Raw genomic sequence first — 13,297 nt, forward strand, 5'->3', positions numbered from 1 at the left:
AGCTAGCGCTCCGCTGTCAGCAGTCTGGGCTGCCGCCACAGGTCGTCGAGGTCGTCGGGGAGATCGGGGACCGATCGCCCGTAGGACGCGGCCAGCTCGCTCGAGCTGAAGGTCTGCACCGACCAGCCGTGAGCGGCCAGCCACTGTGCCGGATCGGCCCGTTCGTCGTCGTAGAACAGCTCGGCCGGTTCGACGTCGCCGAACGGGTTGTAGTGACCGAAGTACTTCGATTCGATGCTCGCGAAACGTTTGACGTCGGTGCCCGCCACGAAGCTCTCCACCGCGAGCCGGCTGCCGGGTGCGGACAGCTCATCGATGTGCTGGAACAACCTGTCCTGCGCCGCACCGGGCAGGTAGGGCAGCAGCCCCTCCGCCGACCACGCGGTGGGTGCGCCGGAATCGAATCCCGCGGCACGCAGAGCAGCGGGCCAATCCTCGCGCAGGTCCACCGCTACCGTTCGCCGAACGGCCTTCGGTCGCGCACCGTTGTCGGTGAGGACCCGCTCCTTGAATTCCAGGACCTTGGGCTGGTCGATCTCGAACACCGTCGTTCCGGCGGACCAGTCGAGGCGATGTGCTCGGGCGTCCAAGCCCGCGGCGAGGATCACGGCTTGCCGCACACCCGCCGCCGTGGCCGACAGGAAGAAGTCGTCGAAGAATTTCGTGCGGAAGCCCATGAACCCGGGGACCAGCGGTATGCCGTCGAGCAGGGAGGGGTCCGCCAGCAGCTCGGTGAAGTGTGGATGACCCGAAGCCGCGACGAACAGCGGCGCGTACTCGTCCCGGATCAGCGGATCCGGAGCGGCCGCCTCCAGTGCCCGGAACGTCGCCACTCCCAGCGCGGTGAGCCCGACACTGCTGACGATGTCCCATACATCTCCCTCGGTTCGCATTGCCGCACCACCCCTTCAGCCCACGACGGCCGTCTCGTGTTCCATCACTTCGCTGGCCGCGCGTTCGCCGGAGCGGACGGCCCCGTCGATCCAGCCGCACATGACCGCGGAACTCTCCGTGCCCGCCCAGTGGATGCGGCCGCACGGCTCGCGCAGCGCATGGCCGAACTCGGTGAGCACGCCGGTCGGCGCGTGACTGAGCATTCCGCCGCCGGAGTAACGTTCGGCGCTCCAGTTCTGCTCGACGAAGTCGGCGGGTGCGCCGGCCTTGCGGCCGAATCGCTCGACGAGTGCGTCGAGAACAGCGCGTCGGCGCTCGGTCTCGTCGAGCCGGCCGACCTGTCGTGCGATGGGTCCCTCGATGATGACGCACAGGACGCCCGGTCGTCCGGTGTCCGCGCACGCGTCGATGGTGATGGTCGCGGGCGACCCCGGAGCGACGGACTGTCCCGATAGGCCGTCGCCGCGCCAGAACGGTTCGTCGTAGACGACGGAAGTTTTGATGATCGAGCCGCTCGGCATGCGCTGATGCAGGAAGGAGCGATCGGCGGGCAACATCGGGCGGTAGGAGATCTGGCCTGCGATCGCGAGGGGAACTGCCACGATCGCCCGGCGCGCGCGCACCGTCAGGCCGGTCGCGCGGACCGTCACCCCCTCATCGTCCTGGTGGATGCAGCGGACGGGCTGGGAGAGGTGGACCGAGTCGCCGAGTTCGGCCGCCATCGGCCGGTAGATCGCGCCCATGCCGCCGACCGGCCGCGCGTCCTGCGCCGCGTCTTTGACGCCGAGGACGAAGCTCGGCCCGCCACCCGAGGCCATCTGGAACAGCACGAAAAGCAGCGACACCTCCGAGGCCGCCGACGTGTAGCAGCCCGCTATGGCGGTCTCGAGCAGATCGTGCGCGGGCTTGGACAGGACATTGGTTTCCAACCAGTGCGCCAGGCTGACCTGGTCCCACTTGTCGGCCTTCTTCGCCGCCCAGGGGGCTTCCAAGGGAACCGCCTTGCACATGTGGCCCAGCTCGAGGAACACCGCGCCCAGGTTCATCGCCGCCCACGGGCTCATGGTCCACGGGATCGTGCCCGTGTAGCGGTGCTGTTTGCCGTCGACCACCATCATGGCCTCGCCGTCGGTGTACTGCTTGTAACTCGGTACCCCGAACTCGGTCATCAGCGCCTGGATGCGGTCCTGCCCCGGCCCGATCCAGGCTCCGCCGAGGTCGATCCATGCCCCGTCGTCCCGCACCCGGGTGAAGGTGCGTCCGCCGAGCCGGTCGCGGGCTTCCAGCAGCGCCACCGATCGGCCCATCTGTTTCAGCCGCAATGCGGCCGTCAATCCCGCGAATCCCCCGCCGATTACGCAAAAGTCGACGTCTGTCATGGCGTGCCGTCCCTCGGGTCGCAGTTCTGCGCACGGCCGCCGTGTTCCCTGCGCTGGACCGGCGCACTCGGCACAGCGGGTGCGATTAGCCTTCGATCAGGTCTACGCGTCGAATCTCGGGCAATTCTATAGCAACTTGCGCGGACCGGTCACTTCGATGCATTTCCGGTGCGGATGGTCGGCAAGCTGCCTAGGCTCACGAATCTTGCTGCCCGATCGCCTGGAGCTCTCTCGATGACGACGTCCCCGTCCTCCGCGCACAGCCGCGCACCGCATGGTTCGCCGATCGACACCGACGGACCGCGAATTCCCTTGTATTCCATCGAATTCGCGTCGGACCCGCACAGCGCCTACCGCGACATGCGGGCGCGGTACGGATCGCTCGCGCCGGTCGAACTGGCGCCGGGCGTACCGGCCACCTTGGTGCTCGGGTATCACACGGCCGTGCGGATCATGAACGATCCGGATCATTTTCCGGCCGATCCGAGGACGTGGCAGGAGAGCATCCCGGCCGACTGCCCGGTGCTGCCGATGATGCAGTGGCGGCCGAACGCGTTGCGGAATGCCGGGGCCGAGCATGCCCGCTATCGGCAGGCCAATGTCGCCGGTCTGGCGAAGGTCGACCTGTACCGCCTGCACGACACCATCGCGCAGCTGGCGACGCCGCTGATCAACTCGTTCTGCGCGGACGGATCCGCGGACGTGGTGCGCCAGTACGCCTTTCCGCTCTCCTTCGCGGTGCTGAACGCGATGCTGGGTTGTCCGGCCGAGATCGCGCAGCGCGCCGCGACCGGCATGGCCGCGATCTTCGAGGGCGTCGAAGCGGAGCGCGGGAACAAGATGCTCATCGACTCGCTGGGCGAGCTGACGGTGCTGAAGCGGGCCGAACCCGGCGACGACATCACGACGCGGATGCTCCGGCACTCGTCCGCCCTGAGCGATACCGAGATGGTGCACCAGCTGGGCACGCTGTACGGCGCGGGGATCGAGCCGCAGCAGAATCTGATCGTCAACACGCTGCTGCTGATCCTCACCGACGAGCGGTTCGGCGGCAGTGTGCTCGGCGGCAGTCTGTCGACCCGGGACGCGCTGGACGAGGTGCTGTTCAACGATCCGCCGATGGCGAACTTCTGCCTCAGCTTCCCGAAGCAGCCGATCCTGATCGACGACATCTGGCTGCCCGCCCACCAGCCGGTCGTGATCAGTATCGCCGCCTGCAACACCGACCCCGCGATTCGCGCCGAGCGCTACGCGGGCAACCGCGCCCATCTCGCGTTCGGCGGCGGTCCGCACGCGTGTCCCGCGAATTCGCTGGCGTATCTGATCGCGCAGGACGCCATTGATCAGTTGCTCGACGCGCTGCCGGAGCTGCGCCTAGCGGTCCCGGTGGACGAGCTGACCTGGCGTCCGGGTCCGTTCCATCGAGCGCTGACCGCCTTGCCGGTCGTCTTCCCGGAGTCGCCCCCGTTGCCGCTTCCGTAGTGCCGGTCCGGGGAGAGGCACAACGAGGGCGGAGCTGTTTCACTGACTCGAACTTGAAAGTTAGGGGAACCGAACTTACCATCTCATTGCATGAAGGTTCGGCTCCCCCGCGTGCTCGCCCGGTCTCCGCATCGATGGGCGTCGGCAATAGCCGTGTCCGCCTTTGTCTGCACCCTCACCGCCTGTGCCGGAGACGGGGCCGGTCGCGAGGGCGGCCCTACGGTGCTCACCACGTTCACGGTGCTCGCCGACATCGCCAGGAACGTCGCAGGCGAGCACCTGACCGTGGAGTCGATCACCAAGGCGGGTGCGGAGATCCACGGATACGAGCCGACGCCCGGGGACATCAAGAAGGCGGCGAAGGCCGACCTCATCCTGGACAACGGCCTGAACCTCGAGGCGTGGTTCGCCCAGTTCGTCTCCGACGTGCGGGTGCCGCACGTCGTGGTGAGCGAGGGTGTCGCCGCGCTGCCGATCCGCGAGGACGCCTACCAGGGCAAGCCGAACCCGCACGCGTGGATGTCGCCGCAGAACGCCCAGATCTACGTCGACAACATGGTGCGCGCCTTCAGTGAACTCGCACCCGATCACGCGGCCGATTTCCGCGCCAACGGGGACCGGTACAAGTCCGAGCTGCGCAAGGTGCACGACGAGTTGACGCACACCCTGAACGCCCTGCCGCCGAACGAGCGCGCCTTGGTGACATGCGAGGGGGCCTTCTCCTATCTGGCGCGCGACGCCGGCCTCACCGAGAAGTACATCTGGGCGGTCAATGCCGAACAACAGGCCACGCCGCAGCAGATCGCGTCGGCCATCGACTTCGTCCGGGAGAAGCGGGTGCCCGCGGTGTTCTGCGAGTCCACGGTGTCGGACGCGCCGATGCGCCGGGTGGTCGAGGCCACCGGCGCGGCGTTCGGGGGCGTGCTGTACGTGGATTCGCTGTCGGAAGCCGACGGTCCGGTACCGACCTATCTGACGCTGCTGCGGCACGACGCGCAGACGATCGGTTCCGCTCTGACAGGGCGCCGTCCGTGAACGGGCCGGCGATCGAGGTGCGCGGCGTCACCGTTCGCTACGGCGAGGTGCCCGCGCTCGACAACGTGGATCTCACCGTGCAGCCCGGGCGAGTGTGTGGTCTCATCGGCATGAACGGCTCCGGCAAGTCGACGCTGTTCAAGACGATCATGGGTCTCGCCCGGCCGGAGCGGGGAGTGGTGCGGATCAACGGCGGCGCGCCGCTGGCGGCGCGCCGGGCCGGCGTCCTCGGCTATGTCCCGCAGAGCGAGGACGTCGATTGGAGCTTCCCGCTGTCGGTGCGTGATGTGGTGATGACCGGACGATACGGCCGGCTCGGTTTCACCCGGCGTCCGCGCAAGGCCGATCGGGAAGCCGTCGCGCACGCGCTGGAACGCGTCGAGCTGACCGACCTCGCCGACCGGCAGATCGGCCGACTGTCCGGCGGGCAGAAGAAACGCGCCTTCGTCGCGCGCGGGCTGGCCCAGGGCGCGACGGTCCTGCTGCTCGACGAGCCGTTTGCGGGTGTCGACAAGCGGTCGGAGGGCACGATCACCGCGCTGCTGCGCGATCTCGCCGGTGACGGCGCCACGATCCTGGTGTCGACGCACGATCTGCATGCCCTGCCCGGCCTCGCCGACGAGGCGGTGCTGCTGATGCGCACGGTACTCGCCCAGGGCAAACCCGAGGCGGTGCTCCAGCCGGAGAACCTGGCCAGGGCGTTCGGCCTGGATGTGATGAACCCGGTATGAACCCGGCCGAGTGTGGGACGGACGCATGAGCTTCACCGAGATCTTCCTCGACCCGTTGCGTTACGAATTCATGGTGCGTGCGCTGGCCACCACCGTGACCGCGGCACTGGTGTGCGCGGTGCTGTCGTGCTGGCTGGTGCTCATCGGGTGGTCGCTGATGGGGGACGCCGTGTCGCACGCGGTGCTGCCCGGGGTGGTGCTGGCCTACATCGCAGGGCTGCCGTTCGCGGTGGGCGCGATCGTGTTCGGGTTCCTGGCGGTGGCGCTGATCGGCGTTGTGCGCGACACCAGCCGGATCAAGGAGGACGCCGCCATCGGCATCGTCTTCACGACGCTGTTCGCGTTCGGCTTGGTGCTGGTCTCGGTGACACCCAGCCAGACCGATCTCAACCACATCGTGTTCGGCAATCTGCTCGGCGTCGGCCGGGCCGAGCTGGTGCAGGTCGTCATCCTGGCCGCGATCACCCTCGCGGCGCTGGTGCTCAAGCGTCGCGATTTCACCCTCTACGCTTTCGACCCCACGCACGCGCACGCCATCGGACTCAGCCCCCGGCTGCTCGGCACGGCACTGCTCGGCCTGCTGGCGCTCACCGCCGTGGTCGCCTTGCAAGCGGTCGGCGTCGTCCTCGTGGTGGCGATGCTCATCATCCCGGGCGCGACGGCGTATCTGCTCACCGACCGCTTCGGCCGGATGCTGGTCATCGCGCCCGCGGTCTCGGTGACCTGCGCGGTGGCCGGCCTGTACCTGAGTTATCACCTGGACACTGCTCCCGGCGGCATGGTCGTGGTCGTCCAAGGGGTGGTCTTCACTGCCGTGTACCTGTTCGCGCCCAGGCACGGCGTGCTGGGGCGGCGGATCTTCGCGGCGCGCGGACGGGAGCGCGCGGTTGTTCGAGGCTGACGCCGCTCCGGTTACGCCTCTTCGGCGAGTAGCCGGTATCGGTGCGCCAGCCCGTCGAGCAGGGCTTCCAGGCCCACCTCGAAGGCGTCCCGATCAACGCGTTGCTGACGTTCGGCCAGCAGGTGCGCTTCGTTCAGATGGGGATACACGTCGGCGTATACCGTGACGTCGGCGGGGAAGCCCGCGGCGAACGACCCCAGCGATGCTCCGGTGAGGAAGTAGCGCATGGTCGTGCCGACGGTGGTCGCCTCGCGGCGCGGCCAGCCCGCGGCAACCAGGCCGCCGAAGACAGCGTCGGCCATGCGCAGCGCGTTGGGCCGATGACCGGGACCGGACGCCAGTGCGGGAACGATGTGCGGGTGCGCCGCCATCGCGGTGCGGTAGGAGCGGGCCCATTCGCGCAGCGACGAGCGCCAGTCCGGGTTCCGGGCCGACAGGCCGTCGAACATCGAGATGTCGACCTCGCCCAGGACGGCGTCCACCACGGCATCGATGAGGTCGTCCTTGGTGCGGACGTGGTTGTACAGCGACGGACCCTGCACGCCGAGTTCGGTGGCCAGCCGCCGCGTCGAGACGGCGGCGAGGCCCTCGGCGTCGACGAGGGCGAGCGCGGTCTCGATGATGCGGTCGCGGGTGAGCAGCGGCCGCCGTGGTCTGGCCATGGGCGTCTCCTTCCGGTCCCCGCATTCTCGCAGGCGCCGCGAGAAAACTTGCGCTGCTAGTTGAGGTGCTTTACGGTGAGTCGAAACTTGCACTGATAGTTTTTGGAGGGTGCCGAGAGTCGTCAGCGGCCCGTTACGACCCGTACGGCCGCTCGAGCCGGGAAGTGGATCACTACGGCCGATCCCGAATTTCCGCTGCCGTCTTCTCGGCGCGCATTTCGGTAATTCCGGCATGCGCTGAATTCGGAATATCCACCGTACGTCGATCGGACGATTTGTAACCGAAGCCAAAGTTTGCCGGTGTACTTATGTTTCGGACGCAGTGACAGTGCGGCACGGATACTTCAGGATGAAAAGTGTTCGCAGGAAATCCTATTGCGGACGCTGACGAAAGGCTTGCAATGAAGCACCTAATTCGCCGCCGGGCGTTCGGCGCCGCGCTTGCCGCCGGAGTGACCGTTCTCGCCATGACTCTCGGAACCGGGGCGGCGAACTCGGAGCCCGAAACGCGGACTCCGGAGCGGCAACTCGTCGACGAACTGAACGCCGGGCTCCTTCCCGCGCCGGACGGCAGGCGGCCGCAGGCGATCGTGGACTCCGGCAGCGGTTCCGGATCCGCCACACGCAGTTACGCGTCCGCCGCGGTCGGCGAGGGGCCGGAGATGCCCGCCTACCTGGCAGCTTTCCTGCACGGCGTGAGCCATCCCGACGCATCTCCGCCGGGTGCGAACCGCCCGGACTGCACCCCCTCCGCCGCGCACCCGCGGCCCGTCGTCCTGGTCCACGGCACCTGGCTCAACGCCTACGACACCTACTCCTATCTGTCACCGCGGCTCGCACGCGCCGGATACTGCGTCTACGCGTTCAACTACGGTCGCTCCGGTCTGCTCGAAGGCGGCGGGATCGGCCCCGTCCTGCCCGGCCGCTACGGCGTCGGCCCGATGGAGGAATCCGCCAGGCAATTACGCGATTTCGTCGAGCAGGTGCGCACGACGACCGGCGCGGACCGCGTCGATATCATCGCGCATTCGCAGGGCGGGCCGGTGTCGAGCCAATATATGAAGTTCGAAGGCGGCGCCGATAAAGTCGGCAAGCTCGTCACTTTCGGTGCCACCCACCATGGCACCTCGCTGATGGGAATGGCGACGCTGGGCAGGCTGATCACCAATCTGGGCGTCAATATCCTGGGTTTCTACGAACCGATCGTCGGCCGGGCCAATATCCAGCAGGCGGTGGGCTCCGCGTTCTATGCGACGCTCAACGAACAGGGTGACACCGTGCCCGGCGTGGAGTACACCTCGGTCGGCACCCGCCATGACGAGGTCTCCAATCCATACGAATGGACCTTTCTGACTCCGGGCCCGGACGCCGTCGTGCACAACATCACCCTCCAGGACGGCTGCGCGCAGGATCTGTCCGACCATCTGACGATCATGTACTCGCCGCGCGCGGCTTCGATCGCCCTGCAAGCCCTCGATCCGGAGGCGCACCCGGTGCTGGACTGCGCCTTCAATCCCTGGATGATCGGTGGATCGGATCACTGATCCGGAGTTCCCCGCCGCGCGGACTCGCTTTCATCGCGGGTGAGCACTTCCCGGATCAGCGCGCGAGGGTCGCGGATGCCCGTCGCGGAGATCGTGACGGATTTCCCTTCCGGGCCGGTGATCTCGGTGTGACGTTCTTGTGGCCGATCAGCCAGTCGGGAATGGCGCGGGCCAGCACCGTGAGATTCGATGCCGGGCTGATACGCCGCGCACCGTAGCGGTCGGCCATGCGGAAAGATGATGCGGCGTGGTGGATTACAACACGATCTTCGATCGGGTCCGCGGCTGCCTGCTGGGCGGGGCGGTGGGGGACGCGCTGGGGTGGCCTATCGAATTCCTGCGGCTGGAGCAGATCCGGCAGCGCTACGGCGACGCGGGAGTGACGGGCTTCCTGCCGCAGTACGCGGCGGACGCGCCGCAGCAGATCACCGACGACACCCAGATGACGCTGTTCACCGCGGAGGGGCTGCTACGGGCCGCGCCGGGCGCCGATCCGGTGCCCGCGCTGCGCCGGGCGTATCTGCGCTGGCTGCAGACCCAGCGCGAAGCGGGGCCCGCGGCCGAGACGGACGGGTGGCTGGCGAGCCTGCCGTTTCTGTACGCGGTGCGCGCGCCGGGAAACGCTTGTATGTCCGGACTCGGTCAGCAGGCCCGGGGATATCTCGCCCCCGGGCCGCTCGACGAACCCGGGCCGGTGAACGCGCATTCGAAAGGGTGCGGCACGGTGATGCGGTCCGCACCGTTCGGACTGGCCGGTATGGGTCCTGAGCAGGCTTTCGTCACGGCCGCGCGCGCCGCGCAATTGACCCACGGGCATCCCACGGGCTACCTCGCCGCGGGCGCCTTCGCGGCACTGGTCGACCGCGTCGTGGGCGGGGTCGAGTTATCACTCGCGGTGCGGGAGACGCTCGCTCAGCTCGGCTCGTTTCCCGCGAGCGCGGAAACCGTGGCGGCACTGGAACGCGCCGTCGAGGTGTCCGGGCAACCGGCCTCGGCCGAACAGGTCGAGCGGGTCGGCGAAGGGTGGATCGCGGAGGAGTGCCTGGCCATCGCGGTGTATTGCGCCCTGCGCGCGGCCCGGACCGGCGACGTGCGCGCGGCGCTGCTGCTGTCGGTGAACCACTCCGGCGACTCCGATTCCACCGGCGCGGTGGCGGGCAATCTGATCGGCGCCGCGCACGGTGTCTCCGGGCTGCCGATGGAGTGGGCGGCCACGGTCGAAGGGCGCGACGTGCTGGTCCAGGTCGCCGACGATCTCGTGATGAACTTCGGAGTCGGCGACCGGTCCGGGGTGGCCGCGCGCTACCCCCACGACGCGGGGCTGTGACAGTTCACTCCGGGGAGCGAGGTGCGGGCGTGATATCGCCGCTGCCGCCCGCACCGGCCTCCGCCCTCCGGCATACGTCGAGCACACACTCGCGCAACCAGCGGTGCGCCGGATCCGCCTGGAACCGGACGTGTCACAGCAACGACACCGTCACCTCGGGCGCGCGTCGGTGATCGGGTGCCGGAGCGCTCGACGGCAGACACGGGGACCGACCGCGAGCGCGTCCGGCACCGTCGCCTCGAGGTCGCGGTCCGATTCACCTTCGGTGCTTCGTTTCGCCGAGGCTCCTCCCGCGTTTTCACGGTGGGCTGGGAGGAGCGCTCGGAAAAGGGGCTTTACGCGCCGAGTGCGCGGGCCAGGTGCGGCCACGAGTCGTGCAGGTCCGTCTCGAACTGACCCCACGTGTGCGAGCCCTCCGGGCGGTTGACGTGGATCGCCGGTAGCCCGAGCTCCTCGAGGCGATCGGCGAAGGCCGCGGTGCAGGAGCTCGCGATCGCTTCGAGCGGTGGGAAGGGCAGGCCGCGATCGATCGCGCCCGGAGTGCCCGAAGCGGCGGACAGGTAGATCGTCTTCCCGGCCAGCGCGCTCGCGTTGGCGAAAGCGTCGTGCGCCCGCCAGATCACGTCACCCGGTGCGCCCCACATGTTGCCCGGGTTGCCTCCGCCGCGGATGACCTGCGCGCTCACCATCGCCGCGCCTGCGGCGTCCGCGGCCCATGGGCACCCGCTGTAGGCCGCCACGGCGGAGTACAGCTCGGGCGCCTGGATCGCGAGGTCGACCGCGGAGCCCGCGCTCATCGACACGCCGGCGATCGCGTTCCGGCCGGTGCTGCCGAGTTCGGCGTCGAGGGTGGCGGGCAGTTCCCGGGTGAGGTAGGTCTGCCACCGGTTGCGCCCGACCGCCGGATCGTCGGCGAGCCAGTCGGTGTACATGCTGTAGGCGCCACCGACCGGCATCACCACATTGACGTGCTTGTCGGCGAAGAACTCTCGGACGTCCGTGTCGTCCCACCACGAGATCCCGTCCACCCCACCTCCGATACCGGTGAGCAGGTACAGCGTGGGCGCGGGACCGCCGCCCGCCGCGCGGATCACCCGATTGGTGACCACCCGGTCCATGGCCGGCGAATAGACATCTATCTGCGAAACCGAGCCGCCGAGCGGGACTTGCCCGACCACGTGCGCCCGGGCGGGCTCGGCCCCTGCGGGGGGAGCGGAGAGGACGGACGCCGCGACAGCGGTCGCGAGCGCGCTGACGAGCGCGCCCAAATACCTAGAAGCACTCACTATTTCGTTGTACCCGTCCGCTGACCCAATACTCCCGCAGCTGTTGAGAACTTGCCCATGGCACACCGAAAACGCATGGGAGCAGCGGACTTCACGCGATCGTCAGGCCGTCGTGTGGTTCGGCGCGGTAGTCCTGCGGAGGTTCGCGTTCCCCCGGGACCGCAGTACTCCGGCTGCCCACAGGGCGACGCCGATATACAGCACCTGTTCCGGAATGCGGATCCACAGCGGCGTCGCGGGTGCGTCGTTGAACGTGATATCGGAGACAGCCGCGTAGATGTTGGCGGGCAGCATCACGACGAACAGGACGGCGAGTGCCAGCCCCGCGGTCCGCCGGGCGCGAGCGAGGAACAGGCCCCCCGCGCCGAGCAGTTCCAGGACGCCGGTCAGGTAGACCATCGCGCCGGGGAACGGGATGAAGGGCGGCACCATCGGAAGCAGGTCGGCGTGGGTGGGCACGGGGGAGTCCGCGAACGCCTCCGGGAGGAAATGCGTGGTACCGGTCATGATCAGCATCACGCCGAGGGCGTAGGCGGCGCAGGTGGGCCAGGCGGCGAACCGGTGGACGCCGAGGGCGCCCGCCGCGCGCAGCGCGAGCAGGGTGATCAGCAGAACGGCGAGGGTTTCCATCATGCCTCCGCGAGGACGGCCCGGCTGGGCGCCGGGGTGGTGGTGAGCCGGATGAGCAGGTAGAGCAGGACGCCGAGCGGTGCGAACAGGATGGTGAGCACCAGAAGTGGGCTGATCAGCAGCGGGGAAACGCCGCGGGTGCGGCTGTCCAGGAAGACCCAGCGGCCGAGGAACAGGTCGAAGGCGACGAAATGCGCCCAGGCCGCCGCGGCGCCGGAGCTCCCCGCGAGCACCGCACGCAGGCCGGTGAGCTCCGGGTCGATGAGCGCCGCGGCGAATGTGCCGAACTCGGGCACGATCAGCGCGGCGTAGATGATCAGGGGCGGCAGGCAGATGAACGGTGAGGCGACGAGCGCCGCGGTCCGCCGCCACTTCGGCGCCAGGATCATCAATGCCCAGAACGGCGCCGCGAACCAGAAGGTGACATCGAAGAGCAGCTCCGTCATCGGTTCGTTCCAATCGGGAACTGCTGCACGGCAGTAACTTTCGGTCGAACCGCGACGGCCGTGGCCACCGCCGCGGCGAGGGCGACGGCAGCGAAAGCCGCGAGAGTGACCGCGTCGGGGCGCACCACCGACTGCCCGCGCAACGCCTGCCAGGTCAGCACCGCGAGAACGGCGGCGTAGGTGGCCGCGGCGATCACGACGATCGTTCGCCTGGTGTCCGGCGAGCGCAAGACCGGGAACCGTCGCGACGCGTACTCGACGGCGAGCAGGACCAGTGGAATCACTTGCAACGCATGCATTCCCAGGAAGTGCGGGACGCGCAGATCGCCGCCGGCCGTGCTCCAGCCGAGCAGGGGCAACCCGGGCCCGCCGTCGGGGAGTCCGACGGTGTGGGCGCCGCGGATCGAGCTGCCTGTCGCCCGCTGGTCGGCCGTCGGCGCCACCATCAGCATGCCCAGTGCGGCGCCCGCCAGCGAGAGCACCGCGCCGTAACGGATCGCCGCGTCGCGGGCGCGGTCGGCCGCCGGGTGAGCGAACATGGCGGCCGACACGACCAGGGTGGCGATCCAGACCACCACGATGGACGACCCCATGATGTCCCACAGCGCCGCGTTCAGCGGGGTCGTGAAATTGAAGTGGCTGGTGGTGCCGCGCACTACCTGTGTGGTGATGACGACGAGTTCCACCGTGAGGCCCAGCGCCGCCACCGTTCCGGCCCACCACGCGACGCGTCGCCATCGCGTGAGCTGGGCGAGTAACCACGCCCAAGTCACCGCGTAGATCAGCACGGAAAGGGCGAACTTGGCGGACTTGGCCCAGATCGGCAGGCCGGTCAGCGTGCGGTCGTCGACGATCATGCCCCCGATCGACCAGACGACCAGAAGCGCCATGGCGGCGGCGAGCAGCATCAGTGGCCGATGCCAGGAGAGGGCGGGAAAGCGCTGGAAGAGGGCGGTCACGACAGGTAGTCCCTTTCGAAA

The 13,297-nt window shown here is 68.6% G+C and carries 13 protein-coding genes; 6 read left to right on the forward strand and 7 right to left on the reverse strand.

The features are described 5' to 3' along the window. Positions 1–2: 2 nt before the first annotated feature. Positions 3–893, reverse strand: a complete 891-nt coding sequence (locus NNI01S_RS08950) for a class I SAM-dependent methyltransferase (protein ID WP_063019484.1) — start codon at positions 891–893, stop codon at positions 3–5. Positions 894–908: 15 nt separating this feature from the next. Beyond that, positions 909–2,273 carry a flavin monoamine oxidase family protein gene (locus NNI01S_RS08955; RefSeq protein ID WP_063019486.1) on the reverse strand — a complete coding sequence of 455 codons (1,365 nt, stop codon included), beginning with the start codon at positions 2,271–2,273 and terminating at the stop codon, positions 909–911. Between the two features lie 234 nt (positions 2,274–2,507). On the opposite strand from NNI01S_RS08955, the gene NNI01S_RS08960 reads away from it, so the two are divergent. The 4 genes from NNI01S_RS08960 (at position 2,508) to NNI01S_RS08975 (ending at position 6,422) form a co-directional block, all read left to right on the forward strand. After that, a complete protein-coding gene (locus NNI01S_RS08960) occupies positions 2,508–3,755 on the forward strand; it encodes a cytochrome P450 (RefSeq protein ID WP_063019488.1) in 1,248 nt (415 codons plus the stop codon). A 90-nt stretch (positions 3,756–3,845) separates the two neighbouring features. Next, entirely contained in the window at positions 3,846–4,790 is a 945-nt protein-coding gene (locus tag NNI01S_RS08965) for a metal ABC transporter substrate-binding protein (RefSeq protein WP_084488657.1), read from the forward strand. Beyond that, entirely contained in the window at positions 4,787–5,521 is a 735-nt protein-coding gene (locus tag NNI01S_RS08970; protein ID WP_063019490.1) for a metal ABC transporter ATP-binding protein, read from the forward strand. The genes NNI01S_RS08965 and NNI01S_RS08970 overlap by 4 nt, the downstream gene beginning before the upstream one ends. A gap of 25 nt (positions 5,522–5,546) precedes the next feature. Then, positions 5,547–6,422, forward strand: coding sequence for a metal ABC transporter permease (locus NNI01S_RS08975; RefSeq protein ID WP_063019848.1), 876 nt, complete (start codon positions 5,547–5,549; stop codon positions 6,420–6,422). 11 nt (positions 6,423–6,433) lie between these two features. Here the strand turns inward: NNI01S_RS08975 and NNI01S_RS08980 are convergent, their stop codons facing one another. Beyond that, positions 6,434–7,084, reverse strand: a complete 651-nt coding sequence (locus NNI01S_RS08980) for a TetR/AcrR family transcriptional regulator (RefSeq protein ID WP_063019492.1) — start codon at positions 7,082–7,084, stop codon at positions 6,434–6,436. A gap of 401 nt (positions 7,085–7,485) precedes the next feature. On the opposite strand from NNI01S_RS08980, the gene NNI01S_RS08985 reads away from it, so the two are divergent. Further along, a complete protein-coding gene (locus NNI01S_RS08985) occupies positions 7,486–8,628 on the forward strand; it encodes an esterase/lipase family protein (RefSeq protein WP_063019494.1) in 1,143 nt (380 codons plus the stop codon). 250 nt (positions 8,629–8,878) lie between these two features. Beyond that, a complete protein-coding gene (locus NNI01S_RS08990) occupies positions 8,879–9,955 on the forward strand; it encodes an ADP-ribosylglycohydrolase family protein (protein ID WP_245676044.1) in 1,077 nt (358 codons plus the stop codon). Between the two features lie 335 nt (positions 9,956–10,290). On the opposite strand, the gene NNI01S_RS08995 is transcribed toward NNI01S_RS08990, so the two are convergent. The 4 genes from NNI01S_RS08995 to NNI01S_RS09010 form a co-directional block, all read right to left on the reverse strand. Next, a complete protein-coding gene (locus NNI01S_RS08995; protein WP_245676045.1) occupies positions 10,291–11,241 on the reverse strand; it encodes an alpha/beta hydrolase in 951 nt (316 codons plus the stop codon). Between the two features lie 102 nt (positions 11,242–11,343). Beyond that, entirely contained in the window at positions 11,344–11,874 is a 531-nt protein-coding gene (locus NNI01S_RS09000) for a DoxX family protein (protein ID WP_063019500.1), read from the reverse strand. Then, positions 11,871–12,317 carry an ABA4-like family protein gene (locus NNI01S_RS09005; protein ID WP_063019502.1) on the reverse strand — a complete coding sequence of 149 codons (447 nt, stop codon included), beginning with the start codon at positions 12,315–12,317 and terminating at the stop codon, positions 11,871–11,873. Before NNI01S_RS09005 ends, NNI01S_RS09000 begins: the two co-directional genes overlap by 4 nt. Then, positions 12,314–13,276: a hypothetical protein gene (locus tag NNI01S_RS09010; protein WP_245676046.1), complete on the reverse strand. Its 963-nt coding sequence runs from the start codon at positions 13,274–13,276 to the stop codon at positions 12,314–12,316. Before NNI01S_RS09010 ends, NNI01S_RS09005 begins: the two co-directional genes overlap by 4 nt. Between the last annotated feature and the right edge of the window lie 21 nt (positions 13,277–13,297).

Origin of the sequence: Nocardia niwae NBRC 108934 = DSM 45340, assembly GCF_001613465.1 — a bacterium.
GTDB classification, from domain to species: Bacteria; Actinomycetota; Actinomycetes; order Mycobacteriales; family Mycobacteriaceae; genus Nocardia; species Nocardia niwae.